The following is a 26,564-nucleotide window of genomic DNA, read 5'->3' on the forward strand; positions in this document are numbered from 1 at the left end:
TGAACCTGGCCAAGGCGGGCCTGGTGGCCTTGCTGGTGATCCTGCTGGTGTGGCTGTCGATGCGCAGCATCCGGCAGAGCATCGGTGGCGAGCCGGATTTCGCGGTGAAGATGGCCTCGCGCATCGCCGATGGCGACCTGGTCATCGACGATGAAARGACCTTCGCCAGCGGCAGCCTGCTCGACGCGCTGGCGCGGATGCGGCTGMGGCTGACCACCATCGTGGGTGAAGTGCAGCACGGTTCGCAGGCAGTCAGCACGGCGGCGCACCAGATTGCCAAGGGCAAYGACGACCTCAGCCAGCGCACGCAGGAGCAGGCGTCCAGCCTGGAAGAAACCGCCGCCTCGATGGAGGAAATGACCTCCACCGTGAAGCAGAACGCCGAGAACGCCAGCCACGCCAACCAGCTGGCGCGCGGCGCGCGCGAGCAGGCCGAACACGGCGGTGAGGTGGCGGCGCGGGCGGTCGAGGCCATGGGCGAGATCAACGCCTCCAGCCGCAAGATCGCCGACATCGTGGGCCTGATCGAYGAGATCGCGTTCCAGACCAACCTGCTGTCMTTGAATGCCGCCGTGGAAGCGGCGCGCGCCGGCGAGCAGGGCCGMGGCTTCGCCGTGGTCGCCAGCGAGGTGCGCAAYCTGTCGCAGCGCAGTGCCGCGGCGGCGAAGGAGATCAAGGGCCTGATCAGCGAAAGCGTRCGCCGGGTGGAAGCGGGCAGTGCGCTGGTCGACGAGTCCGGYGCGGCGCTGACCGGCATCGTGGACAGCGTCAAGAAAGTCACCGACATCGTGGCCGAGATCGCCGCTGCCAGCCAGGAGCAATCCAGCGGCATCGACCAGGTCAACCGCGCGGTGATGCAGATGGACGAAGTCACCCAGCAGAACGCGGCCCTGGTGGAGGAAGCCTCCGCCGCCGCCCGCGCGATGCAGGAGCAGGCCAACGAATTGCGCCAGCAGATGACGTTCTTCCGGGTGGACAAAACCGAGCGGACGACACTGAGGCAGCTCCGCCCAAGCGTGTGGCGGAAACACCCAGCAGAACGCGGCCCTGGTGGAGGAAGCCTCCGCCGCCGCCCGCGCGATGCAGGAGCAGGCCAACGAATTGCGCCAGCAGATGACGTTCTTCCACTTGACCCCGGACGAGGCGGCACCTGCCGCCCCGGCGCCCGTATCCGCTCGCCCTGCGCGGGCGCAGCCGCGTCGCGTGACCAAGACCATGCCGGTGCGCACCGCAGCATTGGTGGCCCCGGGCGACTGGACCGAGTTCTAGGGCCTCGTCCCCGCAGCTATCCCCGGGAGCGGCACGCTGCCGCTCCCTTCTCCTTTTCCACGGAAATAACCATGAATTCTGTTTGGATGTCGGCCCGGCACGCGATGCCGGTGCTTGCGCTCGGTAGCGCATTCGCGCTGGCCACCCCAGCCGCCAGCGCCGGCGATTTCAGCTTCGGCGGCAAGGTGTTTGCCGATATCAGTCAGCTGCAGAAACAGGACCACGCGGCGGGTACCGACACCCGTGCGTGGGACGTCGATCTGAAGCGCCTGTACCTGGATGCGGATTACGCGTTCGACCCCGCGTGGTCGGTCCATGTCACCACCGACGTGAACTGGCTGCGCGGCGAGCGCGACCCGGACGTATGGCTGAAGCACGCCTATGTGCAGCGGCAGTGGGACGGCGGCACCCGCCTGCGCGTGGGCGTGGACGACATGCCCGCGCTGGCGCTGACCAGCAAGTGGTACGGCTACCGCTACATCGACCCCATCGGCACCTCGATCCAGAAGATCGACAGCGCCGCCGATTGGGGCGTGCACCTGACAGGCGTGCTGGCGCCGAAGGTGGATTACGCCGTGTCCGTGGTGACGGGCGGCGGCTACAAACACCCCACCCACGGCCGCCGCGCCGACGTCGAGGCGATGGTGACGTGGCATACCAGCGAACACACGATGCTGGCGCTGGGCGGCTTCGATGGCCAGCTTGCCGCCAGCGCGGATGCGCGGCCGCTTTACCACACCGCGCGCCGGCTCGACCTGCTGGCAGCCTATGCCAGTGAAGTCTGGCGCCTGGGCATGCGCTACAGCTACGCCAGCAACTGGACCACGCTGTACAGCGTGAACAGCGAGCGCAACGGCAGCTGGTCGGCCTGGGGCAGCGTGCAGGTGGCGCCGCAATGGAGCGTGTTCGCCCGTTACGACCGGGCCCAGCCCACGCGCCTGAACGACCCCTCGCGCCGCGCGATGTACGCCAACGCCGGCGTGCAGTGGCAGCCGGTGAAGCGTCTGCGGCTGGCGCTGGCGTTCAAGCGCAACGCACTGCGTCGCGACAACGGCGAGATCCGGCGCAGCAATGAGGCCGGTATCTGGAGCGAATACTCGTTTTGAACCGGAGCGGCGCCATTCCGGCCCCGCTCAAGTTTCCCCTTCAGGCGCCGACAAAGTCAGGGCAGCAGGACGTCTGCAGGCGTCCGTCAACAGGTAGCAGGCCATGCACGAAAACAACCAGGACGCGGCAACAACGTTGCAGCAGCTCACTTTCACTCTCGCCGGCGAGGAATACGGCGTGGACATTCTGGCCGTACGCGAGATCCGCGGCTGGTCACGGGTGACGCGCATTCCGCAAACCCCGGAACATCTGCTGGGCGTGCTCAACCTGCGCGGCGCGATCGTGCCGATCATGGATCTGCGCCTGCGTTTCGGGCTGGAACGCGAGAGCTTCGGCGACAACACCGTGGTGATCATCGTGGCGGTGGAAGAGCGTCTGTTCGGCATCGTCGTTGACGCGGTGTCCGACGTGGTCGACATCGACCCTGCCGCGATCAAACCCGTGCCCGACATGGGCGTGGTGGTGGACACCCGCTATCTGAAAGGCCTGGCCACCCATGTGGAACGCATGGTGATGCTGCTGGATGTGGAAAAACTGATGCGTCCTGAAGACGTCGAAACGCTGGACGCCGCCATGCCGGACGTCCGTGACGTCGAAGTTGCCGCCTGACCCCGGGGATAAAAAATGAAGCTAAAAACATTCATGGCACGCTTTACCAAGATGCCAACGCTGAGCGTCAGGACCCGCCTCATCGGCGTGCTCGGCATGCTTGGCGCGATGTTGATTGGCGGCGCGATCATCGGCCTCGGCGCCATGCAGATGCAGAACAACGGCACGCGCGAGATCTATCACGACCAGATGGTGCCGGCGAACCTGGTGGCCACCATCACGCAGCGCTCGCTGATGTCGTACATCGCGCTGGGCGAGGCGGCGTCGCTGATGAGCCAGCCCGACCAGATGAAGCAGAAGATCGACGACTTCACCAAGTCGCAGGCCGAGATCGCCGAGCTGAAGAAGAAGCTCGCCGCGCTGCCCAAGAGCCCGGAAATCGAGAAGCTGTACAAGGATTGGACCTCGACCGACGCCGACCTGGAGTCGAACAGCAAGGATCTGCTGGACGCGTTCGCCGAGAAGGACGAGGCCTCGCCCGACCTGCTCAACATGCAGGTGCGCCCGCTGATGCTGATGCGCCAGGCCACGCTGGCCAAGATCATGCAGGCGCAGCAGGCCACGGCGCTGAGCATCTACGACGGACAGGTGAGCCGCTACCAGACGGTGCGGGCCTTTACGCTGGCCGCGCTTGGCGGTGGCTTGCTGGTGGCGTTGATCGTCGGGGTGCTGCTGATCCGCTCGATCACCGGCACGCTGCGGCGCGCCGTGGAAGTGGCGCATGCCATCGCCGACGGCAACCTCGGTCACGATATCGAGGTGGGTCGCAACGACGAACTGGGCAAGCTGTTGAATGCGTTCCGCACCATGGACGATCGCCTCAGTGCGATCGTGGGTGAGGTGCGCCAGGGCTCCGAGGCGGTCAATACCGCCGCGCAGGAAATCGCCCGCGGCAACGACGACCTCAGCCAGCGTACCCAGGAGCAGGCATCCAGCCTGGAAGAAACCGCCTCGTCGATGGAGGAAATGACCTCCACCGTGAAGCAGAACGCCGAGAACGCCAGCCATGCCAACCAGTTGGCCCGCGGTGCTCGCGAGCAGGCCGAGCGCGGTGGCGAAGTGGCCAGTCGCGCGATCCTGGCAATGGGCGAAATCAATGCCTCCAGCAACAAGATCGCCGACATCGTTGGCCTGATCCAGGAGATCGCCTTCCAGACCAACCTGCTGGCGTTGAACGCCGCGGTGGAAGCGGCGCGCGCTGGTGAGCAGGGTCGCGGCTTCGCTGTGGTCGCCACCGAGGTGCGCAGCCTGGCGCAGCGCAGCGCCGGCGCCGCCAAGGAGATCAAGGGGCTGATCGCCGACAGTGCCGAGAAGGTGCGCAGCGGCTCCGAGCTGGTCGACCAATCCGGCAAGGCGCTGGCCGAGATCGTGGACAGCGTGAAGAAGGTCACCGACATCGTGGCCGAGATTGCCGCGGCCAGCCAGGAGCAGTCGGCCGGCATCGACCAGGTCAACAACGCCGTCATGCAGATGGACGAGATGACCCAGCAGAACGCCGCGCTGGTGGAAGAGGCCTCGGCCGCCGCCCGTGCGATGCAGGAGCAGGCCGGCGAACTGAGCCGCCAGGTCGGCTTCTTTCACCTGAGCGAGGACGGCGACGACGTGGACGCCGCCGCGGCACAGGCGCGCACGCAGAAAGTGGCGGTGGCCACCGAGGCCGTGTTCGCCGCCATGCGCAATGCGCCCGCATCGAAAACGTCGCCGGCAACCGCCGACGCCGGCAATGCGAGCGGTGCCTGGAAGGAGTTCTGAGTGAGCGTGTTGTCCGCCCCGGCTAAGAATGATCCGGCTGCGGCGGGCAGCAATGGCCCCGTGCTGCAAACCGCGGAGTTCGAGTTTCTGCGCCGTTTCGTGCTGGAGCATTGCGGCATCTCGCTGGGCGACCACAAGCATCAGCTGGTGCAAGGTCGTTTGCAGCGACGGCTTCGCGCCCTTCGCCTGAAGGGCTTTGCCGAATATTGCGACGTGTTGCGGCATGACCCGCAGAGCGAACTGGGCGAACTGGCCAGCGCCATCAGCACCAATGTCACCAGTTTTTTTCGCGAAGTGCATCACTACGAACTGCTGGAGAACGAGCTGCTGCCCGCGTGGCTGGCACACAAGCAGCGTGCCGGTGACCGCTTGCGCATCTGGTCGGCCGGGTGTTCCAGCGGCGAGGAGCCGTACGCGCTGGCGATGGTGCTGGCCGAGGCGCTCGCGCGCAACAACAGCACGCTGGACGCGAAGATCCTGGCCACCGACCTGTCGCCGCAGGCACTGGCCACCGCCCGCAGGGGCGTCTATCCGCTGGACCGCCTCGGCGGCATCAGCGCGGAGCGCTGCCGTCGCTGGTTGCTGCGCGGCACTGGCGAGTACGAAGGCCTCGCCAGCGTGCATCCGCAGCTGCGCGAGCTGGTGACGATCCAGCCGCTGAACCTGCTGCATGACTGGCCCATGAGTGGGCCGTTCGATGCCATTTTTTGCCGCAACGTGGTGATCTATTTCGATCAGCCCACCAAGCAGCGCCTGTTCCGCCGCTACGCGCAGTTATTGCCGGTGGGTGGTTACCTTTTTCTCGGTCATTCCGAATCGCTGCATGGCATCAACGACGATTTCGAACTGATTGGCCGCACGGTCTACCGGAAACGCGGATGAATATTTCGACCTTCGCGAAACCCACGGCGCCGCCGCCGCGTGCGCTTCCCGGTTTCGAACATCTGCGTCGCTACTGGGACCCGGTCAGCGCGTGCATGACGGTGAAGGTCCTGCCCGGCGAGCTGTATGTCAGCACCCAGGAAGAGCTCGTCACCACGGTGCTGGGTTCGTGCGTATCAGCCTGCATCCACGACGCGCGCCGGGGTATCGGCGGCATGAACCATTTCATGCTGCCCGAGCCGCTGGGCGAACGCGATGGCTGGTCGTCCACCATCAGCCGCGCGGCGCGCTACGGCAGCGACGCGATGGAGCAGCTGATCAACGGTGTCCTCAATGCCGGCGGCCAGCGCGCCGACCTGCAGGTGAAGATTTTCGGCGGCGGCCGTGTGCTGGCCCAGCTCAGCGATGTGGGGCAGCGCAACATCGAGTTCGTGCAGCGCTACATCGAAGTCGAAAAGCTCAATCTGTGCGCCTCCGACCTGGGCGACATCTACCCCCGCCAGGTGCAGTTTTTTCCGCAGAGTGGCCGCGTGCGGGTACGCCAGTTGCGCCGCCGCGACGATGTGGCGCTGGTGGCCGACGAGCGCGGTTACCTCAAGCGTTTGGCAAATGATCCGATAAAGGGTGAGGTCGAGTTGTTCTAGCGACCGCGGCGGCAGGCACGCGGATTGACAGTGCTGTCGCATGCGACAGGGTTTGGATTACGGCAGGGTGATGGACAACATGGAAAGAGTGCGTGTTCTGGTGGTCGATGACTCCGCATTGGTGCGCAAGCTGATGTCGACCATGCTTGCCTGCGATCCGGCGATCGAGGTGGTCGGCACCGCTGCCGATCCGTTGATCGCGCGCGAGAAGATCAAGCAGCTGAACCCGCACGTGCTCACCCTGGACGTCGAGATGCCGCGCATGGACGGCCTCACCTTCCTGGAGAACCTGATGCGGCTGCGACCGATGCCGGTGGTGATGGTGTCGTCGCTGACCGTCGAGGGCGCGGACGTGACCTTGCGTGCGCTGGAACTGGGCGCGGTGGATTTCTTCGCCAAGCCCGACAGCGACCTGGCCAGCCGCTTCGGCGAAAGCGCGCAGGAGATCTGCCACAAGGTGAAGATGGCCGCCACCACGCGGCCGCGTGCACGCACCGCGGTGCGCAAGCTGGATGTGCCGCCACGCCTTTCGGCCGACGCCGTGCTGCCACGCGCACAGACCGCGGGCACCCGTGGCGGCAGTCCGCTGATCGCGGTGGGCGCGTCCACCGGCGGCACCGAAGCGGTGCGCGTGCTGCTGGAAGCGATGCCGCCGGATGCGCCACCGATCCTGGTGACCCAGCACATCCCGGCGGCGTTCAGCGGCCCGTTCGCGGCACGCATGGACCGTTGCTCGGCCATGCGCGTATGCGAGGCTCGCGACGGCCAGCCCATCCAGAGCGGCCATGTCTACATCGCGCCGGGCAGCCACCACCTGCTGGTGATGTGGGACGGCGCGCGCTACGTGTGCCGTTTGCACGACGGCCCGGCGGTGAACCGGCACAAGCCCAGCGTGGACGTGCTGTTCCGTTCGCTGGCGGCCAGCGCCGGGGCGGCCACGGTCGCGGTGCTGCTTACCGGCATGGGCGACGATGGCGCGCGCGGCCTGCTGGAATTGCATCAGGCTGGCGCCACCACCCTGGTGCAGGATGAAGAAAGCTCGGTCGTCTGGGGCATGCCCGGTTCGGCCTGGAAGCTCGGTGCGGCTAGCGAAATGCAGCCGCTGGACCATATTGCCGCGCGCCTGCTTGCGCTGACGCGCCAAACTCACGTAAGCGCCACGAGCGCCTGACCTGCGGATCGTCACTCATGCTTTTCACTGCCCCCAGCGCCACCAAATATCCCGTCTACGGCGGGCTTGCCAGTGCGGTTGCCTTGCTGCTTGCCCTGTTCGTGCGCGAAGCTTGGCTGGCGCCGTTGCTGATCGTGCTTCTCACCATCGTGTGGATCATCGAAAGCCGGACACGCAACACTGAGCAGGTACCCGCGGCGGCGCCCGGCAACATCGAGCCCGTGCGCGAAGCGCTGGATGACATGCGCGGCGCGGTGGTGGACGAGTTGGGCCACGCCACCCGCGAGCTGCACCAGGGACTGGACCTGCTGCGCGATGCCGTGCTCGAACTCGGCGGCGGCTTCGACGGCTTGTCCAACAAGACCGCGCTGCAGCAGTCGCTGCTGAAACAGATCATCGGCGGGCAGGAGGGTGGTGTCTCGGTGCAGGATTTCGCGGCGCGCACTGCCGACCTGCTGCAGCATTTCGTGGGCATGATCGTGCAGATGTCGCGCGAGAGCCTGCGCATCGTCTACCGCATCGACGGCATGGCCAAGGAAATGGACGCCGTGTTCGGCCTCCTGCGCAACGTCAACACCATTGCCGAGGAAACCAACCTGCTGGCGCTGAACGCGGCGATCGAGGCGGCGCGCGCGGGCGAATCCGGTCGCGGCTTCGCCGTGGTCGCCGGTGAGATCCGCAACCTGGCCAGCAACTCCAACCAGTTCAACGAGCAGATCGGCAGCCACGTGGAGCGTGCGCGCGCCGCGATGGAGCAGCTGCGCGGGCTGGTGGGCACCATGGCTTCGCAGGATCTGAACGTGGCGCTGTCGGCCAAGGGCGGCATCGACGCGATGATGGCGCACGTCACCGAGAGCGACGCGCGTACCAGCGCCGTGGCCGACCAGGTCGTCGAAATCAGCCGTGGCCTGGGCAGCGACGTGTCCACCACCATCCGCTCGCTGCAGTTCGAGGACATCCTCAGCCAGCTGATCAACCAGACCCGCACGCGCCTGATGGAGCTGCAGGAAGTCACCGCCGAGTGCACCCGCGACATCGAAGAGCTGGCCTGCGGGCCGGACGACGCCGAAGTGCTGCAGGCCCACGCGCAGCGCCTGCGCAGCCGCCTGGCCATCCAGCGCGAGAAAGCCCGGCTGCGTTCGCGCGGCCCGGCCTTGCAAAGCTCGATGGACGCCGGCGAGATCGAGCTATTCTGAGGAACCCACCATGATCGTCCACCACGACAGCGACAACGATTGCCTCACCCTGCAACTGGGCGAGCGCTTCGACTTCAGTATCCACCGTGAATTCCACGACGCCTGCCTGCGCGACGGTGTCGCCCGCAGCTATGTCATCGACTTCAGCGAAGTGAGCAGCATGGACAGCTCCGCCCTGGGCATGCTGCTTCTGCTGCGCGAGCATGCCGGCGCGGACAAGGCCGACATCCGCATCGTCAACGCCGGTACCGAACTGCGCGGCACCTTGCGCGTGGCCGGCTTCGACAAGCTGTTCGTACTGCATTGAGCGGGCGCCCGCGTGGCGGGCCGCGCATCCATCCGTCAGTGGGTCATGGGATGGCGGGCATAAAAAAGGCTCCTTTCGGAGCCTTTTTCGTTTCCATCGGTGCGCTTTGAAGACTTACCAGATGCGCACGTCCGTGATCGTGGCGGTGAACGCGCTCATGCCGTCCTTGTAGCGGAACAGGCGGCCCACGTCGAAGCTGACCTTGTCGCCCGGGCCGATATTGCCGGTGCCGGCGGGCCATACGTCCTTGCTCTGCAGGACGTTGCCCTTGTCGTCCTTGATGTCGATGCGGATCTGCCCCGCGGCTGCTTCGGCGCAATGGTTGACCAGGTCGCCGCGCAGGGTGATGCGCGTGGACGAACCCACGCTGGTCATGGCCGGCGAGAAGTTGGCGATAGCGAAATCCTTGACGGCGCAGGCCGCATGCGCGCCCATCGGCAGCAGAAACAAGGCAGTGGCGGCAAATAGTATTTTCATAGGTGAGTGTCCATCCGTACAAAGCCAGAACAAGTCGATATACCCATGATCGGCCACGTTGCCGGATTCTTTAGCCGCACCCACGACGATGCACGCCGCACGCCGGCACCGCCCGTTTTCAGCGGTGGCCGGGCGCAGCAAGGCGGCTCGGCGTCATCGCCGGCGGTGTTCTTTTCTACGGAGGGATGGCGTTTACGCCGGTGCGATTGTCGCCGTTCGTATCACCGGGGGAGGCCGCCGCATGCGCGGCGGCGGCCCCGGCTGGTGCTTACCAGGTGCGCACGTTGATGATGCTGACGGTGTAGGTGTCCATGTCCGACTGGTAGCGGAACAAGCGGCCGAGGTCGAACTTGGCCGTTTCGCCCGGGGCAATGTTGGACGTGCCGGCCGGCCAGCCTTCCTTGCTCTGCAGCACCTTGCCGCTGGCGTCCTTCGCTTCGATCCGGATCTGGGCTGCCGAGGCGGTGGCGCAGTGGTTGGCCAGCTCGCCGGCGAGGCGCAGGCGCATGGAGGAGCCGGAACCGGGAACCTGCGGCTTGAACTCGGTGATCGTGAAATCGGTGGGCGAGCAGGCGGCATGGGCAGCCAGCGGCGACAGCAACAGCAGAGCGGAGGCAAGCAGAATTTTCATGGGGACGGATCCATCTGTGAGGGGGCGCCGATGTGGGTCGGCATACTCATGGCGGCAATCCGTCGAAAATCTTTAGCTCTTTTTGTTCGCCGCTTCGGTGGCCGGGGCGCCGTGCTCGATGAACCACAGGCCGGCGAACAGCTTGGGGTCGATCGAATAACCTTCGGCGGCGCGCGCGAACAGCCAGGCACCGGCGTCGCGCCGCGGTACTTCGTGGACGACGATGTTTTCCGTTTCGTCGCCACCGCCAGGGCCGACTTTTTCCAGCTCCCACGCCCGCACGAACGCGATCATCTCGGTACTCATGCCCGAGGACGACGGACCGGTGTGGATAAACTCCACGTGCTGGCAGCGGTAGCCGGTTTCCTCTTCCAGCTCGCGCTGGGCGGCCAGCAGCGCGCCTTCATCGGCCTGGTCCGGCAGGTCGCCGACCAGACCTGCCGGCATCTCGATGGTGTTCTGCAGGATCGACACCCGGTACTGCTCGACGAACAGCACCTTGTCCTCCGGCGTCACCGCCAGGATGATCACTGCGCCGCCGGGGTTGTTGCGCTCGGCGTACTCCCAGCGGCCACGCTTGCGCAGGCTGAGCCAACGGCCTTCGCACAGGGTTTCCACGGGAGCATGCGCGTCGGCCGGCACGTTTTCAGCTGGGGTCATCGTTGTCGCCTGTCAAAGAGATACCGCCATGGTGATACCGCGCGGCGCGGGCAACAACCGTGGCATCAGCGCAGCAGGGCGCGCAGGCGGCTGCGGGTGAAGGCGCCGAACCGCAACTGCTCGCACAGCGCTTCCAGCACGGCGGGATCGGCCGGTTGCCGTCGCAGCGCTTCCGTCGTGGTCATGCCCGGTGCGTCCAGCGCGATCCGCGTCAGCCGCCGGTAAGTACGCGCGTTCTCCGCGTGTTCGCGCAGCTTGACGGCGCAGCTGGCCGCGCCACGCAAGCGCAGGAAGGCCACCTCGTCGATGCGGTCGAGCAGGTTGTCGAGGCTGCCGAAATGGGTGAGCAGCGCCGCGGCGGTTTTCGCACCCACGCCCGGCACGCCGGGGATGTTGTCGATCGCGTCGCCGCACAACGCCAGGTAGTCGGCGACCTGATGCGGATGCACGCCCAGCTTTTCATGCACACCGCCCGGACCCCAGCGCAGGTTGCGCGCGTAGTCCCACTGTTCGTCGTGTTCGCCCAGCAACTGGCCGAAATCCTTGTCGGCCGACACGATGACGCTGCGCCAGCCCTGCATGCGCAGGTTCCAGGCGGTGCTGCCGATCAGGTCGTCGGCTTCGTAGGCGTGGTCGATCATCATGCAGATGCCGAGCGCCTCGGTCACCGCGCGGCATTGCACGAACTGGCGCTCCAGCGACGGCGGCGGCAGCTCGCGGTTGGCCTTGTAGGCGGGGTAGATCGTGTTGCGGAACGAACTGGTCAGCGAAGCGTCGAACGCCACCGCGATGTGGTCCGGCTGCGCTCGTTCCAGCAGTTCGCACAGGAAGCGGGTGAACCCGTGCACGGCGTTGATCGATTGCCCGTCGGCATCGAAAAACTCGTCCGGCATGGAATGCCAGGCGCGAAAGACATAGAGGCTGCCGTCCACCAGGTGGACGGTGGACGGCATCACGCTGTCCATGTGCTGAGCAGGTCGTCCAACGCGGGCCGGTCGCGATCGGCGATGTCCGCCTGCGGCGTGCCGATATGGACGAAACCGATCACCTGTTCGTTGTCGGCCAGGCCCAGGATGGCGGCGGCATCGCGGTCGTAGGCGGCCCAGCCAGTGAGCCACTGCGCGCCGAAACCCAGCGCATGGGTGCCCAGCAGCAGGTTGTGCGCCACGCAGCCGGCGGACAGCTGCTGCTCGATGACGGGCACCTTGGCGTGGGTGTCGATACTCGCCACCACCACGATCACCAGCGGCGCAAAAATGTAGCGCCGTCGATCCTTGTCGAGCTTGGCGTCGGAGATGTCCGGATGCTTGGCGAGCGACAGCGCCACCAGCTTTTCGCCGAATTGCAGCTTCGCCTCACCCTGCAACCGGATCAGGCGAAACGGCACCAGCTTGCCGTGGTCGGGCACCCGCACCGCTGCCTCAAGCAGCGTGCGCAAGGTGGCTTCATCGGGAGCGGGCGCGCCCAGTTGCGGCGCGGGGACGGAGTGGCGTTGTTGCAACAGTGTCAGTCCGGAAAGCATGGGGAACTCGATGATGCGGGAACGCCCATGCTAGGAGTGGATGCGCTGGAAGCCAAGCAATTACCGGGACAACGTGAACGCGCCCGGCAGCAGTGCATCCACCGTGGTTTCCGACATGTCGCCGCGCAGATTGGCCAGCAGCACCGGCATCCGCGCATCGCACAGTTCGGCCATCACCTGGCGGCAGGCACCGCAGGGGCTGGCCACACCATCGGTATCGGTAACCACGGCCAACGCGGCGAAGTCGCCGGGCTGGCAGCCGGCCGCCACGGCGTTGAAAAGGGCGGTGCGCTCGGCGCAGTTGCACAGGCCGTAGGCGGCGTTTTCCACGTTGCAACCCTGGAATGGACGGCCATCACGGGTAAGCAGCGACGCACCTACCTTGAACTTCGAATACGGCGCGTAGGCCCGGTCACGCGCCTCGCGTGCCAGGGTCAGCAGGTCTTCGGACGTTTCGCGGGGTAGCGACACCGGCTATATCCATGCAGACAGCGGGAGCGTCGACGGCGGCAGGGACATCACACGCCAGGCAACTGCGCCCATGGGCACGCTAAGATAACCCAACTCTCCAGCAGGGAACGTCCGATGTCGATGACCGTAGCCGCCTTGAGTGAAACCGCCGCAGGGGAACGACGCGTGGCGATCACGCCGGAGATGGCCAAGAAATGGCGGGCCCGCGGTGTACGTATCCTGCTGCAGCATGATGCAGGACGCGCCGCCGGTTTTCCCGATGCGGCCTATGCGGACGTGGAATTCGCCGACGCGGCCGCGGTGCTGGCGCAAGCGGATCTGCTGGCCTGCGTGCTGCCGCCTGACGATGCGGCGCTGGCGCAGTTGCGGCCGGGCAGTGTAGTGGTGGGTCAGTTGCGCCCGCACGGCGCATCCGCGCGCATCGCGCAACTCGTCGATGCCAAGCTGACCGCCTTTTCGCTGGAACTGCTGCCGCGAACCACGCGGGCGCAGGCGATGGACGTGCTCAGTTCGCAGGCGGCGGTGGCGGGCTACCGGGCCATGCTTATCGCAGCCGAGGCCTCGCCGAAATTCTTCCCGATGCTGACCACCGCCGCCGGCACCATCCGGCCGTCCAAAGTGCTGGTGATCGGTGCCGGCGTGGCGGGGTTGCAGGCGATCGCCACCGCACGCCGGCTGGGTGCGCAAACGGAAGGCTACGACGTGCGCCCGGAAACCCGCGAACAGGTGGAATCGCTGGGCGCGAAGTTCCTGGAGCTGGGCGTCAGCGCCGCCGGCAGCGGCGGTTACGCGCGCGAGTTGTCGGCCGAGGAACGCGCCGCGCAGCAGCAGGCCCTGGCCGAGCACCTGAAATCCATCGACGTGATCGTGACCACCGCCGCGGTGCCGGGCCGACCGGCGCCGAAGATCCTCAGCGCGGCGATGGTCGAGGGCATGAAGCCGGGCGCGCTGATCGTGGATCTCGCCGCCGAAGGCGGTGGCAACTGCGAACTCACCCAGCCGGGCGAGCGGGTGGAGCACGCTGGCGTGGTGATCCTGGGGCCGCTCAACCTGCCGGCCGGTGCGCCTTTGCACGCCTCGGAAATGTACGCGCGCAACGTCTTCAACTTTGGCGAGCTGCTGCTGCGTGACGGCGCACTGGCACCGGATTTCGAGGATGAGCTGGTGGCCAAGAGCTGCGTGAGCCACGCCGGCGAGGCCCGTTTCACGGCGTGAGTGTCGTGCGGTAGGCCCGGTGATTCGCCGCGACGATGAGGTCGCGGCTTCCGGTTCGGTCAGGCCATCACTGCGGATGTGATGGTGGCGACGGTTGGTCCGATGAAGGCGGTTGCGCCGCCGGCGCCGCCGGTTCGCGCCATTCCAGCCGTTGTTTTGGCGTCAGCGCGCGCCACTCGCGTATGAGGCGCTCGCGCTGCGGCGGCGGCAGGCTCTGGAAATGCTCGAACGTGGCGTGCAGCTGTTCGCGCTGTTCGCGCGGCATCTTGTGGAACTCGCGCATATTGGCGCGAGCCTGCCGGCGCTGCTCGGGCGTCATCTGCTGCCAGCGGGCGATGCGCTCGCGGATCTCCGCACGCTTTTCCGGTGGCAGCGTGGCCCAGTGTTCGGCGCGACGGAGCATGTGCGCCCGTTTGCGTGGCGACAAGCTGTCCCACTCCTGCTGCAGCGGTGCCAGCACGTCGCGTTGGGCGGCGGAAAGGCTGCTCCAGGATGGCGGCGGCGTACCTGCGTCGTCCTGCGGTGGGGCGGCAAAGGCATTGCCAAGCGCGCCGGCCAGCAGCAGGGAGAGTGCGATGCGGAGTAGTGGTTTCATGACTCAGCGCGTCGTCGGGTGGTGGTCGGCAGCAGCCAGCCAGGTGTAGAAATCGAGGTTCTGGTAGAGCACCGGATCGGTCTTGTCGGCATCCGGCGGCAACTCATTGTCGAGGTCGGTGGCTGCCTCGACGGTGGTGGCTGGCCGGTTGCTGCCTTGCGGCAACGGTTGCCACAGCATCAGCGACGCCAGGGCGATCACCGCCACGGCGCCGGACGGAATCAGCCAGCGGCTGACCTGGTGCGATGGCTTGCCTGCCGTCTCCAGCGCCTGCCGGCGGGCCGCGCGCAAGCGCCCGGCGGTTGCCGGGTCGACGCGTCGGCCAGCTTCGCGGTAAAGCTCGCGGGCGCGCTGTTGCAGCCGCTGGTCGGACAGGTCGCCCGCCAGGCTGCCGGATCGATCACCAGGCCGGGTGGACTCGGTGTCGGGCATGTTCATCGCCAGTTCTCCAGTTGGTCGCGCAAGGTGTGCATGGCGCGCGACAGATGGGTTTTCACGCTGCCTTCGCTGCAGCCCATGGCTTGCGCCGTTTCCTTGCCGTCGAGGCCTTCCAGCATGCGCAGCATGAAAGCTTCGCGCTGGCGCCTCGGCAAGGTGTTCACCGCGGCGGCCATGTCTGCATAGGACTGCACGTCGTGCAGCCGGTCGAGCGGGCCTGGGTTCTGGTCAGCGGGCTCCCATACCGGGAGTTCGTCGCCATCCTTGTCGTGGCCGCCGCCGAGCCAGCCCACCACGATCGAGCGCACCTTGCGCCGCCGCTGCAGGTCGACCACGCGCCGCCGCAGGATGCCCCAGAACAGCGGCGCCCATTCCGCGGCGGGCTTGTCCCGGTAGTGCTTCACCAGCCGCAGCATTGCGTCCTGCACCGCGTCCATGGCGTCTTCGCGGTGACGCAACTGCATCTCGGCCATGCGGAACGCGCGGCGCTCGACCTGCGCCAGGAACGCGTCCAGCGTGGCCGGTGTCGCCTCATCGAGCACCATGTCCGCGCCAAGCGCGTCGACCGCCGTATTCATGGCTGGCGCGCCCGTGTCGTCGCGTGCTGCATTTTCGGGCTCCATCGTTCGACTCCATAGCTTGAACGCGCCACGCTCGCGCCGGTTGACGGACAACCGTATGATGCGTGAACCAAGTTCCTGACAGGGTGGGGTCATGATCGACGGTTTCCTGGCACTTTACATCTTCATGCTGGCCGCGTTCTGCGGCTACGAAATCATCGCGCGGGTGCCGGTGATCCTGCATACGCCGTTGATGTCCGGCTCCAACTTCATCCACGGCATCGTGCTGGTGGGCGCGATGATCGCGCTTGGTCATGCACAGACCCCGTTCGAGATAACCATCGGCTTCGTGGGCGTGCTGCTCGGCGCCGGCAATGCCGCGGGTGGCTACGTGGTGACCGAGCGCATGCTGGAGATGTTCAAGTCGAGCAAGCCGGGCGCCGGCAAGGGAGATCAGGGATGAGCCTGCTGCCGACCTTGATCAAGGCGTGTTATTTCCTCGCCGCGCTGCTGTTCATCCTGGGGCTGAAACGCATGAGCTCGCCGCGCACGGCGCGCGGCGGCATCGTGTGGGCCGGCGTGGGCATGCTGCTGGCGGTGTTGGCGACGTTCTTCCTGCCGGACATGCACAACCGCAGCCTGATTGTTGCCGCCGTGCTTATTGGCGTCAGCGCCGCGTGGTGGACCGGTCGGCGCGTGGCGATGACGGCGATGCCGCAGATGGTGGCGCTGTACAACGGCATGGGCGGTGGCGCGGCGGCGGCCATCGGCGCGGTCGAGCTGATCGGCTACGCGCGTGCGTTGGGCCTGCTGCACGTGGTGCCGAATACCGCGCCGCTGCAGCCGGAGAGCTGGGCTATCAACGGTCTGCCGCCGATGCTGTCGCCGGTGGAGCTGTCGCTGGGCGTGCTGGGTGCCTTGATCGGCACGGTGAGTTTTTCCGGTTCGCTGGTCGCTTTCGCCAAGCTGCAAGGGTGGATGGACAAGCGCTTCGTGTTCCCCGGCCAGCGCGTGGTGAACATGCTGCTGCTGGCCGCCGCGGTTGTGGTGGGCGTGTTACTGGCGTCTGGCCATGTCAGTGGGCCTCTGATCGCACTTTTCTTCGTGCTGGCGTTGTTGTTCGGCCTGCTGATGACGTTGCCGATCGGCGGCGCCGATATGCCGGTGGTGATCTCGCTGTACAACGCGTTCACCGGCCTGGCCGTGTCGTTCGAGGGTTTTGTGCTGGGCAACGAGGCGATGATCATCGCCGGCATGGTGGTCGGCGCGGCCGGCACCTTGCTGACCCAGTTGATGGCCAAGGCGATGAACCGTTCGATCGGCAATGTGCTGTTCGGCAGTTTCGGTGCGGCCGGTGGCGAGGCGCAGGCGATCGAGGGCGCGCAAAAGCCGGTCGAGGCCAGCGATGCGGCGGTGATGATGGCCTACGCCGAGCGCGTGGTGATCGTGCCCGGCTACGGCCTGGCGGTGGCGCAGGCGCAGCACAAGGTATGGGAGTTCGCCCAGTTGCTGATCAAGCGCGGGGTGAAGGTGAAATTCGCCATTCACCCGGTGGCCGGCCGCATGCCCGGGCACATGAACGTGCTGCTGGCCGAGGCGGGCGTGCCCTACGACCTGATTGCCGACATGGACGAGATCAACCCGGAATTCCCCGCCACCGACGTGGCGCTGGTGATCGGCGCGAACGACGTGGTGAACCCGCTGGCCAAGACCGACCCGGCCTCGCCGATCTACGGCATGCCGATCCTCGACGTCAGCGCCGCGAAACACGTGATCGTGATCAAGCGTGGCAAGGGCACCGGCTTTGCCGGCATCGAGAATGCGCTGTTCTACGCTGACAACACCCGCATGCTGTACGGCGATGGCCAGGCTGCCGCGGGCCAGCTGGTGAACGAGCTGAAATCGCTGGACGACTGAGTGCGCGTGATGTGATCGAGGAAAACCACGGGAAGTGGCTTTCCTCGCCAGTGCCGATGCGTCAGTTGCTCCGCCGGGGCCGGCTTGCGAGTACCGCAGCCAGCCCGGCGGCGACCAGGTACCAGCCGGCATCAGCCGCCGAGAAGCCCATCCGCGCCAGTTGCAGCAGCATGCCGGCGCCCGCCGTGCGCAACGCATCGACGATACCCATGCCCATATTGGCGGCAACCAGCGCACCAGCCATCAGCACATTGACGTACAGCGCCGCCAGCAGCGCGGCGAGCGCGGCAAGTAACGCCGCAAAGCGGCCCGGCGACTGCACCCAGTGCCGTATGGTCCATGCCAGCACCACGGCAAACGGCAACGCCAGCCAGGACGTGGCGTGGCCCGCGTAGAGAGCGGCCACCATCCACACGGCGCCGGCCGCGAGTCCCAGCATGGCAGCGCAGACGAGGGCGAACACCGCGCGGAAAACGGAATGCACACTCATGAATGCGACGGGCGCGAAAGAATGGCGGTCACATTGATTCCCCGGATAAAGCCCCGATCATAACGCGAGCGCGAAGAGCCACGCCCGTCGCGGGCGGCTGACTGGCTCTCGCTTGATCTGGAACAAGCAGCCCGGGGCGACGGGCGGCATAATAGAGCGCCGGCGCGGTGTCTTGTCGCGCCCATTGATTCGGGTTGGACAGTGGTATGAGTGGTTTCAGTTTGAGCAGCGAACCTTTCACCCTGTTGCGTGATTGCAACGCGGTGATGGTGCCGCAGGGTGAGGTGATCACCTTGCCGGCCGGCCAGATCGGCTACATCACGCAGGCGCTGGGCGGCAGTTTCACGGTCTATGTTGACGGCAACCTGTTCCGTATTGCGGGCGACGATGCCGATGCACTGGGCAAGCCGCCACCGGAGGCGATCGAAGTGGCCGCCGACGCCACCAACGAGGACGTTGAGAAACTGGCCTGGGACCAGTTGCGCACCGTGTTCGATCCGGAGATCCCGGTAAACGTGGTCGACCTTGGGCTGGTTTACGACCTCAGCCTGGAGCAGACCGCCGAAGGCGATCGCAAGGTCTACGTGAAACTCACCCTGACCGCACCCGGCTGCGGCATGGGCGACATCCTGGTGGATGACGCGCGCACCAAGCTGGAGATGATCCCCACCATTATCGAGGCGGACGTGGATCTGGTATTCGATCCGCCGTGGAGTCACTCGATGATGTCGGACGCGGCGAAACTCGAAACCGGCATGCTCTGACCCAAGCGTGCAACCCCGGCCGGCGACCTGGCCAAGCCTCAGCGCTCAACAAACACCGTAATACCTCTCCCCCAAGGGAGAGGTAGCTTTTTTGGCTGGCCGGAGTGCTCAGCTCCACATATCGCGCCCAAAGAAAAAGCCCGCAGGCGTCCAGGACACCTACGGGCTTGATACTTTTCAATCGGTGCGGCATGGATCACTGCACGCCCGTTGCAACACGCAAGCGCTAAATCAGATCGCCAGATCCTTTTCCTTCTTGCCCGCCTTCAAGGCATCGTTGTACCAGCGCGGGCGCTTGCCGCGGCCGGACCAGGTCTGGGCCGGGTCGGCGGGGTTGCGGTATTTCGGTGCCACCGGACCGGTGCGACGGGACTTGCCGCGGCTCTGGCCGAAAATGTCCTCGAAGCTGTAACCCTCGGCCTTGATCAGCGCGTGGACTTTCTCGCGCAGCTTGACCACCTTTTCCTTGCGCAGCTCCGTCTGGCGCGTTTGTGCCTTGCTGATCAGTTCGTTGAGCTGGTTATGGTTGAGGTTCTTGATATCGACGGCCATGGGGAACTCCGGGAGTGGTTATCAGTAATGTGGAATTGGCTGCAACGGGGTGGAACAAACGAAGTGCCACTGCATGATTCTCCACGAAAAGAAAATTGAATGCAAAGCAGGCGCCCATTAGCTGCACGCGTCCCCCGTGACGATTAACTCGATCACATCGGTTTCACGTGGTCCGGGCGCGCCGTAATGCATTGCCGTGTAGTTAATTTGCGGCCGCCGCCCGATAACGGGGCGGCATTCATGTGCTGTCGTGACAGGTACTTTGTACCCGCTGCGCGAATCAGCCAAGCAGGTCGAATAGCTGTTCCTGGGTAATGGCCCGGCTCTCGGTTTCGGTACGCCCGCGATATTCAAGCGTGCCCGCGGTGAGGCCGCGGTCGCTGATCACCACCCGGTGCGGAATGCCGATCAATTCCATGTCGGCGAACATGCCGCCGGGACGCAGGCCGCGGTCATCCAGCACGGTTTCGATGCCGCGTGCATTGAGTGCTTCATAGAGCGCCTGCGCCGCTTCGCTTACCGCCGGCAGGTGCTTCGGGTTGATTACGCAAACCGCGACACGCCATGGCGCCATCGCTTCGGGCCACACGATGCCGGCGTCGTCGTGGCGCTGCTCGATGGCCGCTGCCACGATGCGGCTCACGCCAATGCCGTAGCAGCCCATGGTCATTACCTGCGTCTTGCCCTGGTCATTCAGCACCACGGCGTCGAGTGCTTCAGCGTATTTCGTGCCGAGCTGGAATACGTGGCCTACTTCGATACCCCGCGCAATATGCAGGATGCCTTCGCCATCGGGTGAACGATCGCCCTCGACCACATTGCGGATGTCGGCAATGCGGGTGATGCGCGCGTCACGCTCCCAGTTGGCGCCCGTGTAATGGGTGCCGTCGGCATTGCCGCCGCAAACGAAATCGGCGAGCACGGCGGCGTCGCGATCGACAATGACCGGAATCGAATCGGGCAGTTTCACCGGCCCGATGAAGCCCGGGCGGGTTCCGACGGCGGCGAGAATTTCTTCCTCGCTCGCCAGTATCGATTCGCCACCCAGCTCGTCGAGCTTCGCCGCCTTGACCTCGTTGACCTGGTGGTCGCCACGCAGGCACAGCGCGACGAGCCCGTCGCGTCCGCGCAGCAGCAGGGCTTTCACGCAACGGTCGGGTGAGACGCCGAGGAACGCGGCGACGTCCTCGATGGTTTTCTGGGTGGGCGTAGCCACTTGCTGCAACGCCATCGTGGCGGCCGGGCGCTCACTGGTGGGCGCCAGCGCTTCTGCTTTCTCGATGTTGGCCGCGTAATCGGAACCGTCGGAAAACGCGATGGCGTCCTCGCCCGAATCGGCCAGCACCTGGAACTCGTGGCTGGCATTGCCGCCAATCGCACCGGTATCCGCCTGCACCGCGCGGAAACTCAGCCCGAGCCTGGTGAAAATGCGGGTGTATGCCTGATACATCACCGCATAGGTGGCGGCCAGCGATTCCTGCGTGAGGTGGAAGGAATAAGCGTCCTTCATCAGGAATTCGCGCGCGCGCATTACACCGAAGCGTGGGCGGATCTCGTCGCGGAACTTCGTCTGGATCTGGTAGAAATTGACCGGCAGCTGCTTGTAGCTTTTCAGCTCGTTGCGGGCAAAGTCGGTAATGACTTCCTCATGCGTGGGGCCGTAGCAGAACTCCTGCTGCTTGCGATCCTTGATTTTCAGCAGCTGTCCGCCGAATTTCTCCCAGCGGCCGGTTTCTTCCCAGAGTTCACGCGGCTGCACCGACGGCATCAGCAGTTCGATCGCGCCGGCGCGGTTCATTTCCTCGCGCACCACGTTTTCGACCTTGCGCAACACGCGCAGCCCCAGCGGCGACCAGGTGTACAGGCCGGAGGCCAGCCGCCGGATCATGCCGGCGCGAAGCATCAGCTTGTGGCTGGCGATTTCGGCGTCGGCAGGGATTTCCTTGACGGTGGCCAGGTGGAATTGGCTGAGGCGCATGCGAGTGGATCCGGCGGAGGGGAAAGGCGCCGATTATAGCCGTCAGACCGCGCTGGAAGCCGCTATGCAACGTGAATGCGGGTTTTTCGCCGGCGCGTTTGAAAGGCGCGCCGATGGGGGTGAACGTAAATCAGTTGGCTTGGCAATATTGCTGATATTGCGCTTCGTCCGCCGCGATCTGCTGCTTGCGCTGGGTATCGTCCAGCGCCGTCGATTTTTCGGCCTGCTGCATCACCACCGGGCCGGTGCCCTTGAGCATCTTCAGATTGTTCTGCAGGGAGTCGCAAAGCGTCTTGCGGTTGGCGGGTGTGTCCGCGATCGGCTGGCTGGACGCCGGGGCGGGCTGTGCTTCGGTGGTAGCTGCCGGCGTTTGCGCCTGCGGGTCTTGCGCGGGCGCCGCGGCGGATTCGACCGTCTTTATCCTTTTGAAATCGACACCGGAGGCCGGTGCGGTCTGCGAGTAATGCACGGTGCCTTGGCTGTCGGTCCATTTGTAGACCTGCGCCACGGCCAGCGGCGTCAGCAGCATCAGCGCCACGGCGATCAACGAACGTTGCATGGAGTGTCCCCTGGATGAGATACGCAGCCCGTCCTTGTTATCACTCCGGCGATCGGGACTCAAGCGATGGTTTACACTTCGCGCATCCTGTCACGGTTTGATTCATGAGCGAGCAAATGCCAGTCCGCGCGCCGCGGCACCGGGGTATCTACCTGTTGCCCAACCTGTTCACCACCGGGGCAATGTTCGCCGGGTTCTACGCGATCATCGCCAGCATCAGCGGGTTCTATTCCGATGCGGCAGTGGCGGTGTTCTTCGCCGCTGTGCTCGATGGCATGGATGGCCGGGTGGCGAGAATGACCGGCACCCAGAGCGAATTCGGCGTGCAGTACGACTCGCTGTCCGACTTGATCAGCTTCGGCCTGGCGCCTTCGCTGGTGCTGTACACGTGGTCGTTGTCCGCGCTGAAGGATTTCGGCCCGCTGTGGGGCAAGCTGGGCTGGGCCGCTGCCTTCATCTACGCCGCCTGCGCCGCCTTGCGGTTGGCGCGGTTCAATACCCAGGTCAGCGTGATCGACAAGCGCTATTTCCAGGGGCTGGCCAGCCCCGCTGCGGCCGGTGTCTGCATGTCATTCGTGTGGAGCATGGAGAAATTCGACGTGCCGGGTGCCGAGCTGTGCTTCGTGGTGCCGTTCATCGCCGTGATTACCGGTTTGTTGATGGTGAGCCGGTTTCGCTATTACAGCTTCAAGTCGCTGCCGACCGGCGATCGCCAGCGGGTACCGTTCGGCTGGATGGTCGGTGCGGTGCTGTTGCTGGCGCTGCTGATTCTGGACACACCGCGGGTATTGCTGGCGGGGTTCACGATCTACCTGTTGTCCGGCCCGGTAATGACGCTGTGGGGTTTGGCCGAGCACCGGCGGCGGGGACGCCGCGGCAACGCATGAACGCGGCCGCGAGCCATGTCGACGCCGTCCATCGTGCGCGGGTGTTGCGCGCGCTGGGCATGGTGCCGTGGGTACGCCGCGCCGCGCCCACGCCGCTGGCTACGCAAGAAGACATCACGGCTGCGCCGCCGGTGCAGGGCGACGATGCGCCAGGCGCCTGCGTGGTGGTCTTGCCGGGCGGCTGCGCCACGCGCGAGCTCGACCTGCTGGGACGCACGTTCGGTGCCTGTGGCGCCTGGCTGGCGCGTGCCGCGCGGGTCAGCGTGAATGCAGCAGGCGAACTGGCGGAGGCACCGCCAGCGGCGCGTGCGTATCTGGTGTTCGGTGAAACCCAGGCCCACGCGTTGGGTCGGAGCCTGCCGGCCGAGGTGATGCAGCGCGCGCAGATCGTGCTGGTCGACGAGCCGTCGCATGTGCTGTCACAAGCGGCCTCCAAGCGGCGCTTGTGGACCGCAGTGCGCACGCTGCACCGTGCGCTGGCTGGCGTCACGGGCTGACGTCGTGGTCGCGCTCGCTCATCCCTCGGCCCGGATGCGCACGATGACGGCGGACGATCTTGTCGCCGTTGGCGAGATCGAGCTGGCCTCGTATGAATTCCCCTGGTCGCCGGGCGTCTTTGCCGATTGCCTCAAAGCCGGCTATCCGTGCTGGGTGCTGGTCGTGGATGACGTCACCGCGGGCTACGGCATTCTTTCGATGGGCGCGGGCGAGGCACATGTGCTGAACATCTGCATAAGCCCGCAACGGCGCGGCCAGGGCCTGGGCCGTTACCTGTTGCGCAGGCTGCTGGACAGCGCGCGCTGGAACGGCGCCGAGCGCGTGTTTCTGGAAGTGCGGCCGTCGAATGCCGATGCCCGGGCACTGTACGCGTCGATCGGGTTTCGCGAGATCGGTCGGCGGCCGCGTTACTACCCGGCACGTAACGGGCGCGAAGAGGCAATCGTGATGGCGCTCGATATGGCTGCAGGCCATATCGAGAAATAGGCGAGGGCGCTTCCGCTCCTGCTGCCTGGCGCGAAAAGCCCCTCTCCCCCAGCCCCTCCCCCGCAAGCGGGGGAGGGGAGCGGAAGCTCAGCCGCCCAGCTTCTGCGCCTGCTCGCGCAGCGCGCCCAGTGTGGTGTTCCAGTCGGTGATGCGCTGGCGCTCCTGGGCGACGACTTCGGCCGGGGCGTTGGCCACGAAGTTGGCATTGCCAAGCTTGCCCTCGCACTTCCTGATTTCGACTTCGATGCGGCTGATTTCCTTGGCCAGGCGCACCTTCTCCGCTTTCAGATCGATCAGCCCGGCCAGCGGAATCATCACCCGCAGCGCGCCCACCACAGCGGCAGCCGAAGCCGGTTCGTCGGCGCCGGCTTCGATCCATTGCGGCGTTTCGGTACGGGCGAGGAAGCTGATCTGCGCCGCGAACTTGGTCACCCGCGCGTGGTCGCTGGCGTCACCGTCGGCGAACAGCAGCGGGATGGTCTTGGCCGGCGAGATGTTCATTTCCGAACGGATCTTGCGGATGCCGGACAACACGTTCTTGAACCACTCGATCTCGCCCGTCGCCGCGTGATCCGCCGCGATGTCGTCGGCCTTCGGCCACGGCCGGTGGATCAGGCTTTCCTCGGTCAGGCCGAGCTTTGGTCCCACATCCTTCCAGATTTCTTCAGTGATGAACGGGATCACCGGATGCAGCGCGCGCAACACCGATTCCAGCACCACCAGCAAGGTGTGGCGGGTGGAAGCGGCGGCAGCGGCATCATCGCCATTCAACGCAGGCTTGGACAGCTCCAGGAACCAGTCGCAGTACTCGTTCCACACAAACTCGTACAACGCCTGCGCCAGGTGGTCGAAACGGTAGCTGACGAAGTGCTGCTCGACTTCCGCCAGGGTCTGCTTGAGGCGAGTAAGAATCCACCGCTCGGCCTCGGTCACCGGTTTTTCCGAAGCCTCAATCCCGAATCCCGAATCCCCGCCGTTCATCAACACGAACCGCGCCGCATTCCACAACTTGTTGCAGAACGCCTTGTAGCCTTCGGCGCGCTTGATATCGAAGTTGATCGTGCGGCTGTAGCTGGCCAGCGCGGCGAAGGTGAAGCGCAGCGCGTCGGTGCCGATCGCGGGGATGCCGTCGGGGTAGTCCTTGCGGATGCGCTTCTCGACCTTGGCGCGCACCTGCGGGATCAACAGCGATTTGGTGGATTTGGCCACCAACGGCTCCAGCGCGATACCGTCGATCAGGTCCAGCGGATCCAGCGTGTTGCCCTTGGACTTGGACATCTTCTGGCCTTCCGCATCACGCACGATGGCGTTGATGTAGACCTCGCGGAACGGAATCTGCCCAGTGAAATACTTGGTCGCCATCACCATGCGGGCGACCCAGAAGAAGATGATGTCGAAGCCGGTGACCAGCACCGCGCTGGGCAGGAAGATCTTGTCCTGTTCCCAGTTGGCGACGATTTCGCCGCGCTCGTTCTTCACCGGACCGTCGGCCGGCCAGCCCAGGGTGGAGAACGGCCACAGCGCCGAGGAGAACCAGGTGTCCAGCACGTCCTCGTCCTGGCGCAGCGCACCCACCGGTGCGGTCGTGGCGCTGGCACGTGCATCGGCTTCGTCCTCGCCCACGAAGATGTTGCCGGCCTCGTCGTACCACGCCGGGATGCGGTGGCCCCACCACAGCTGGCGGCTGATGCACCAGTCTTGGATGTTGTCCAGCCATTGCGTGTAGGTGGTGCTCCAGTTCTCGGGCACGAACTTGATTTCGCCCGAGCGCACGGCATCCAGCGCAGGTTCGGTGATCGCCTTGCGGCCGCCTGGACGTCCATCGGCCAGCGTCTCCGAGGTGAGATCGACGAACCACTGGTCGGTCAGCATCGGCTCGATCACCGCGTCGGAACGCTGGCTCACCGGCACCTGCAGCTTGTGCGGCTTGGTCTCGACCAACAGGTCGGCGGCTTCGAGATCGGCCAGCACCGCCTTGCGTGCGTCGTAGCGATCGAGCCCGCGGTATTTCGCCGGCACGTTGTCGTTGACCTTCGCGTCCAGCGTGAAAATCTCGATCGGCGCCAGTTTGTGTCGCTGGCCCACCGCGTAATCGTTGAAGTCGTGCGCGGGCGTGATCTTCACGCAGCCGGTGCCGAATTCGCGATCAACGTAGTCGTCGGCGATCACCGGAATCTGCCGGCCGGTCAGGGGCAGGTGCAGTTGTTGGCCGATCAGGTGGGCGTAGCGCTCGTCCTCCGGATGCACGGCCACGGCGACGTCGCCCAACATCGTTTCCGGACGCGTGGTGGCCACCACCAGCGAGGCGGCGCCATCGGCGGTCATGTAGCGGATCGACCACATGTGGCCGTCGCGTTCGACGTTGTTCACTTCAAGATCGGACACTGCCGTGCCCAGTACCGGGTCCCAGTTCACCAACCGGTTACCGCGATAGATCAGGCCGGCGCGATACCAGTCGATGAACACCTTGCGCACCGCGGCCGAGAGGCCTTCATCCATGGTGAAGCGCTCGCGCGACCAGTCGGCGGCGGCACCGATGCGGCGCATCTGGTTGGTGATGGTGGAGCCGGACTCCTCCTTCCATTTCCACACCCGCTCGATAAAGGCCTCGCGGCCCAGGTCGTGCCGGGTCTTTTCCTCGACGGCGAGCTGGTTCTCCACGATCTTCTGGGTGGCGATGCCGGCGTGATCGGTGCCCACCTGCCACAGCGTGTTCATGCCGCGCATGCGCTGGTAGCGCACCAGCATGTCCATCACCGTCTGCTGGAACGCGTGGCCCATGTGCAGCGTGCCGGTGACATTCGGCGGCGGCAGCAGGATGCAGTACGGCTCGCCCTGGCCCGACGGCTTGAACGCGCCGCTGGCTTCCCAGCGGGCATACCAGGTGGACTCGATCTGGGCGGGCTCGAAACTCTTTTCCATCAGGT

Annotated in this window: 29 protein-coding genes; 15 read left to right on the forward strand and 14 right to left on the reverse strand. The window is 65.6% G+C overall.

The window, feature by feature from the left end:
• The 8 genes from ASD68_RS17440 to ASD68_RS00040 all read left to right on the forward strand — a co-directional run.
• Positions 1–2,375: methyl-accepting chemotaxis protein (locus ASD68_RS17440; RefSeq protein WP_343123430.1), on the forward strand; the 2,375-nt coding region annotated here is incomplete at its 5' end.
• A 103-nt stretch (positions 2,376–2,478) separates the two neighbouring features.
• The gene (locus ASD68_RS00010; protein WP_056077249.1) at positions 2,479–2,985 is read left to right on the forward strand and encodes a chemotaxis protein CheW; all 507 of its coding nucleotides are present in this window, start codon (positions 2,479–2,481) and stop codon (positions 2,983–2,985) included.
• Between the two features lie 15 nt (positions 2,986–3,000).
• Positions 3,001–4,737 carry a methyl-accepting chemotaxis protein gene (locus ASD68_RS00015; RefSeq protein WP_056077252.1) on the forward strand — a complete coding sequence of 579 codons (1,737 nt, stop codon included), beginning with the start codon at positions 3,001–3,003 and terminating at the stop codon, positions 4,735–4,737.
• On the forward strand, positions 4,738–5,619 hold the full coding sequence (locus tag ASD68_RS00020; RefSeq protein ID WP_235577458.1) for a protein-glutamate O-methyltransferase: 882 nt from the start codon (positions 4,738–4,740) through the stop codon (positions 5,617–5,619). It abuts the gene before it with no gap.
• Positions 5,616–6,263 (forward strand): chemoreceptor glutamine deamidase CheD, encoded by a 648-nt coding sequence (gene cheD, locus ASD68_RS00025; protein ID WP_056077254.1) that lies wholly within the window; start codon positions 5,616–5,618, stop codon positions 6,261–6,263. Before ASD68_RS00020 ends, cheD begins: the two co-directional genes overlap by 4 nt.
• Positions 6,264–6,342: 79 nt before the next feature.
• A complete protein-coding gene (locus ASD68_RS00030; protein WP_082520147.1) occupies positions 6,343–7,434 on the forward strand; it encodes a chemotaxis response regulator protein-glutamate methylesterase in 1,092 nt (363 codons plus the stop codon).
• 17 nt (positions 7,435–7,451) lie between these two features.
• Positions 7,452–8,630: a methyl-accepting chemotaxis protein gene (locus tag ASD68_RS00035; protein ID WP_056077263.1), complete on the forward strand. Its 1,179-nt coding sequence runs from the start codon at positions 7,452–7,454 to the stop codon at positions 8,628–8,630.
• 10 nt (positions 8,631–8,640) lie between these two features.
• Positions 8,641–8,937, forward strand: a complete 297-nt coding sequence (locus tag ASD68_RS00040) for an STAS domain-containing protein (RefSeq protein ID WP_056077265.1) — start codon at positions 8,641–8,643, stop codon at positions 8,935–8,937.
• 114 nt (positions 8,938–9,051) lie between these two features.
• Here the strand turns inward: ASD68_RS00040 and ASD68_RS00045 are convergent, their stop codons facing one another.
• The 6 genes from ASD68_RS00045 to cdd form a co-directional block, all read right to left on the reverse strand.
• A complete protein-coding gene (locus ASD68_RS00045) occupies positions 9,052–9,414 on the reverse strand; it encodes a hypothetical protein (protein WP_056077267.1) in 363 nt (120 codons plus the stop codon).
• Positions 9,415–9,682: 268 nt separating this feature from the next.
• The gene (locus ASD68_RS00050) at positions 9,683–10,045 is read right to left on the reverse strand and encodes a hypothetical protein (protein ID WP_056077270.1); all 363 of its coding nucleotides are present in this window, start codon (positions 10,043–10,045) and stop codon (positions 9,683–9,685) included.
• 72 nt (positions 10,046–10,117) lie between these two features.
• Positions 10,118–10,705: an NUDIX hydrolase gene (locus tag ASD68_RS00055; protein ID WP_056602369.1), complete on the reverse strand. Its 588-nt coding sequence runs from the start codon at positions 10,703–10,705 to the stop codon at positions 10,118–10,120.
• 65 nt (positions 10,706–10,770) lie between these two features.
• Complete coding sequence (locus tag ASD68_RS00060) at positions 10,771–11,658, reverse strand: 5'-3' exonuclease H3TH domain-containing protein (RefSeq protein WP_235577459.1); 888 nt, start codon at positions 11,656–11,658, stop codon at positions 10,771–10,773.
• The gene (locus tag ASD68_RS00065; protein WP_056602371.1) at positions 11,658–12,227 is read right to left on the reverse strand and encodes a nitroreductase; all 570 of its coding nucleotides are present in this window, start codon (positions 12,225–12,227) and stop codon (positions 11,658–11,660) included. Before ASD68_RS00065 ends, ASD68_RS00060 begins: the two co-directional genes overlap by 1 nt.
• Before the next feature lie 60 nt (positions 12,228–12,287).
• The gene (cdd, locus tag ASD68_RS00070; protein ID WP_056077283.1) at positions 12,288–12,698 is read right to left on the reverse strand and encodes a cytidine deaminase; all 411 of its coding nucleotides are present in this window, start codon (positions 12,696–12,698) and stop codon (positions 12,288–12,290) included.
• A gap of 114 nt (positions 12,699–12,812) precedes the next feature.
• On the opposite strand from cdd, the gene ASD68_RS00075 reads away from it, so the two are divergent.
• Positions 12,813–13,913, forward strand: coding sequence for an NAD(P) transhydrogenase subunit alpha (locus tag ASD68_RS00075; protein ID WP_056602373.1), 1,101 nt, complete (start codon positions 12,813–12,815; stop codon positions 13,911–13,913).
• Positions 13,914–13,980: 67 nt separating this feature from the next.
• Here ASD68_RS00075 and ASD68_RS00080 read toward each other — a convergent pair whose 3' ends face one another.
• The 3 genes from ASD68_RS00080 to ASD68_RS00090 are packed head-to-tail and all read right to left on the reverse strand — an operon-like array spanning position 13,981 to position 15,524.
• Complete coding sequence (locus tag ASD68_RS00080) at positions 13,981–14,508, reverse strand: DUF3106 domain-containing protein (protein ID WP_056602374.1); 528 nt, start codon at positions 14,506–14,508, stop codon at positions 13,981–13,983.
• A gap of 3 nt (positions 14,509–14,511) precedes the next feature.
• Entirely contained in the window at positions 14,512–14,946 is a 435-nt protein-coding gene (locus ASD68_RS00085) for a hypothetical protein (protein WP_200945306.1), read from the reverse strand.
• Complete coding sequence (locus tag ASD68_RS00090) at positions 14,943–15,524, reverse strand: RNA polymerase sigma factor (protein ID WP_056080677.1); 582 nt, start codon at positions 15,522–15,524, stop codon at positions 14,943–14,945. Before ASD68_RS00090 ends, ASD68_RS00085 begins: the two co-directional genes overlap by 4 nt.
• A 136-nt stretch (positions 15,525–15,660) precedes the next feature.
• Here ASD68_RS00090 and ASD68_RS00095 point away from each other — a divergent pair, with 136 nt between their 5' ends.
• Both ASD68_RS00095 and ASD68_RS00100 read left to right on the forward strand, forming a co-directional pair.
• Positions 15,661–15,969 (forward strand): NAD(P) transhydrogenase subunit alpha, encoded by a 309-nt coding sequence (locus ASD68_RS00095; protein ID WP_056077291.1) that lies wholly within the window; start codon positions 15,661–15,663, stop codon positions 15,967–15,969.
• Positions 15,966–17,423, forward strand: a complete 1,458-nt coding sequence (locus ASD68_RS00100; RefSeq protein ID WP_056602376.1) for an NAD(P)(+) transhydrogenase (Re/Si-specific) subunit beta — start codon at positions 15,966–15,968, stop codon at positions 17,421–17,423. Before ASD68_RS00095 ends, ASD68_RS00100 begins: the two co-directional genes overlap by 4 nt.
• Before the next feature lie 61 nt (positions 17,424–17,484).
• Here the strand turns inward: ASD68_RS00100 and ASD68_RS00105 are convergent, their stop codons facing one another.
• Positions 17,485–17,913 (reverse strand): hypothetical protein, encoded by a 429-nt coding sequence (locus ASD68_RS00105; protein WP_056602378.1) that lies wholly within the window; start codon positions 17,911–17,913, stop codon positions 17,485–17,487.
• 206 nt (positions 17,914–18,119) lie between these two features.
• Here ASD68_RS00105 and sufT point away from each other — a divergent pair, with 206 nt between their 5' ends.
• Positions 18,120–18,677, forward strand: a complete 558-nt coding sequence (gene sufT / locus ASD68_RS00110) for a putative Fe-S cluster assembly protein SufT (RefSeq protein ID WP_056077299.1) — start codon at positions 18,120–18,122, stop codon at positions 18,675–18,677.
• A gap of 231 nt (positions 18,678–18,908) precedes the next feature.
• Here the strand turns inward: sufT and ASD68_RS00115 are convergent, their stop codons facing one another.
• The 3 genes from ASD68_RS00115 to ASD68_RS00125 all read right to left on the reverse strand — a co-directional run bounded on the left by ASD68_RS00115 (position 18,909) and on the right by ASD68_RS00125 (position 21,766).
• Positions 18,909–19,229 (reverse strand): H-NS histone family protein, encoded by a 321-nt coding sequence (locus ASD68_RS00115; RefSeq protein ID WP_056077304.1) that lies wholly within the window; start codon positions 19,227–19,229, stop codon positions 18,909–18,911.
• A 280-nt stretch (positions 19,230–19,509) separates the two neighbouring features.
• Positions 19,510–21,207: a proline--tRNA ligase gene (locus ASD68_RS00120; RefSeq protein ID WP_056602380.1), complete on the reverse strand. Its 1,698-nt coding sequence runs from the start codon at positions 21,205–21,207 to the stop codon at positions 19,510–19,512.
• A gap of 130 nt (positions 21,208–21,337) precedes the next feature.
• The gene (locus ASD68_RS00125; RefSeq protein WP_056602382.1) at positions 21,338–21,766 is read right to left on the reverse strand and encodes a DUF4124 domain-containing protein; all 429 of its coding nucleotides are present in this window, start codon (positions 21,764–21,766) and stop codon (positions 21,338–21,340) included.
• Positions 21,767–21,870: 104 nt separating this feature from the next.
• Here ASD68_RS00125 and ASD68_RS00130 point away from each other — a divergent pair, with 104 nt between their 5' ends.
• From ASD68_RS00130 to rimI, 3 genes are read left to right on the forward strand one after another with little or no spacing between them, the layout of a single operon-like run.
• Entirely contained in the window at positions 21,871–22,653 is a 783-nt protein-coding gene (locus ASD68_RS00130) for a phosphatidylcholine/phosphatidylserine synthase (protein WP_056077313.1), read from the forward strand.
• A complete protein-coding gene (locus ASD68_RS00135) occupies positions 22,650–23,150 on the forward strand; it encodes a hypothetical protein (protein WP_056602384.1) in 501 nt (166 codons plus the stop codon). Before ASD68_RS00130 ends, ASD68_RS00135 begins: the two co-directional genes overlap by 4 nt.
• Positions 23,151–23,184: 34 nt before the next feature.
• Positions 23,185–23,637, forward strand: a complete 453-nt coding sequence (gene rimI / locus ASD68_RS00140; RefSeq protein WP_200945334.1) for a ribosomal protein S18-alanine N-acetyltransferase — start codon at positions 23,185–23,187, stop codon at positions 23,635–23,637.
• An 87-nt stretch (positions 23,638–23,724) separates the two neighbouring features.
• Here rimI and ASD68_RS00145 read toward each other — a convergent pair whose 3' ends face one another.
• Positions 23,725–26,559: a valine--tRNA ligase gene (locus ASD68_RS00145; protein ID WP_056602386.1), complete on the reverse strand. Its 2,835-nt coding sequence runs from the start codon at positions 26,557–26,559 to the stop codon at positions 23,725–23,727.
• Positions 26,560–26,564: the final 5 nt, after the last annotated feature.

The organism is Rhodanobacter sp. Root627 (assembly GCF_001427835.1).
GTDB lineage: Bacteria > Pseudomonadota > Gammaproteobacteria > Xanthomonadales > Rhodanobacteraceae > Rhodanobacter > Rhodanobacter ginsenosidimutans.

Bases quoted from the DNA above. Each gene is read 5' to 3' on its own strand.
- ASD68_RS00010 (WP_056077249.1), top strand. From the start codon at position 2,479: ATGCACGAAAACAACCAGGACGCGGCAACAACGTTGCAGCAGCTCACT.
- ASD68_RS00015 (WP_056077252.1), top strand. From the start codon at position 3,001: ATGAAGCTAAAAACATTCATGGCACGCTTTACCAAGATGCCAACGCTG.
- cheD (WP_056077254.1), top strand. From the start codon at position 5,616: ATGAATATTTCGACCTTCGCGAAACCCACGGCGCCGCCGCCGCGTGCG.
- ASD68_RS00030 (WP_082520147.1), top strand. From the start codon at position 6,343: ATGGAAAGAGTGCGTGTTCTGGTGGTCGATGACTCCGCATTGGTGCGC.
- ASD68_RS00035 (WP_056077263.1), top strand. From the start codon at position 7,452: ATGCTTTTCACTGCCCCCAGCGCCACCAAATATCCCGTCTACGGCGGG.
- ASD68_RS00040 (WP_056077265.1), top strand. From the start codon at position 8,641: ATGATCGTCCACCACGACAGCGACAACGATTGCCTCACCCTGCAACTG.
- ASD68_RS00045 (WP_056077267.1), bottom strand. From the start codon at position 9,414: ATGAAAATACTATTTGCCGCCACTGCCTTGTTTCTGCTGCCGATGGGC.
- ASD68_RS00050 (WP_056077270.1), bottom strand. From the start codon at position 10,045: ATGAAAATTCTGCTTGCCTCCGCTCTGCTGTTGCTGTCGCCGCTGGCT.
- ASD68_RS00055 (WP_056602369.1), bottom strand. From the start codon at position 10,705: ATGACCCCAGCTGAAAACGTGCCGGCCGACGCGCATGCTCCCGTGGAA.
- ASD68_RS00060 (WP_235577459.1), bottom strand. From the start codon at position 11,658: ATGCCGTCCACCGTCCACCTGGTGGACGGCAGCCTCTATGTCTTTCGC.
- ASD68_RS00065 (WP_056602371.1), bottom strand. From the start codon at position 12,227: ATGCTTTCCGGACTGACACTGTTGCAACAACGCCACTCCGTCCCCGCG.
- ASD68_RS00075 (WP_056602373.1), top strand. From the start codon at position 12,813: ATGTCGATGACCGTAGCCGCCTTGAGTGAAACCGCCGCAGGGGAACGA.
- ASD68_RS00080 (WP_056602374.1), bottom strand. From the start codon at position 14,508: ATGAAACCACTACTCCGCATCGCACTCTCCCTGCTGCTGGCCGGCGCG.
- ASD68_RS00085 (WP_200945306.1), bottom strand. From the start codon at position 14,946: ATGAACATGCCCGACACCGAGTCCACCCGGCCTGGTGATCGATCCGGC.
- ASD68_RS00090 (WP_056080677.1), bottom strand. From the start codon at position 15,524: ATGAATACGGCGGTCGACGCGCTTGGCGCGGACATGGTGCTCGATGAG.
- ASD68_RS00095 (WP_056077291.1), top strand. From the start codon at position 15,661: ATGATCGACGGTTTCCTGGCACTTTACATCTTCATGCTGGCCGCGTTC.
- ASD68_RS00100 (WP_056602376.1), top strand. From the start codon at position 15,966: ATGAGCCTGCTGCCGACCTTGATCAAGGCGTGTTATTTCCTCGCCGCG.
- ASD68_RS00105 (WP_056602378.1), bottom strand. From the start codon at position 17,913: ATGAGTGTGCATTCCGTTTTCCGCGCGGTGTTCGCCCTCGTCTGCGCT.
- sufT (WP_056077299.1), top strand. From the start codon at position 18,120: ATGAGTGGTTTCAGTTTGAGCAGCGAACCTTTCACCCTGTTGCGTGAT.
- ASD68_RS00115 (WP_056077304.1), bottom strand. From the start codon at position 19,229: ATGGCCGTCGATATCAAGAACCTCAACCATAACCAGCTCAACGAACTG.
- ASD68_RS00120 (WP_056602380.1), bottom strand. From the start codon at position 21,207: ATGCGCCTCAGCCAATTCCACCTGGCCACCGTCAAGGAAATCCCTGCC.
- ASD68_RS00125 (WP_056602382.1), bottom strand. From the start codon at position 21,766: ATGCAACGTTCGTTGATCGCCGTGGCGCTGATGCTGCTGACGCCGCTG.
- ASD68_RS00130 (WP_056077313.1), top strand. From the start codon at position 21,871: ATGAGCGAGCAAATGCCAGTCCGCGCGCCGCGGCACCGGGGTATCTAC.
- ASD68_RS00135 (WP_056602384.1), top strand. From the start codon at position 22,650: ATGAACGCGGCCGCGAGCCATGTCGACGCCGTCCATCGTGCGCGGGTG.
- rimI (WP_200945334.1), top strand. From the start codon at position 23,185: ATGCGCACGATGACGGCGGACGATCTTGTCGCCGTTGGCGAGATCGAG.
- ASD68_RS00145 (WP_056602386.1), bottom strand. From the start codon at position 26,559: ATGGAAAAGAGTTTCGAGCCCGCCCAGATCGAGTCCACCTGGTATGCC.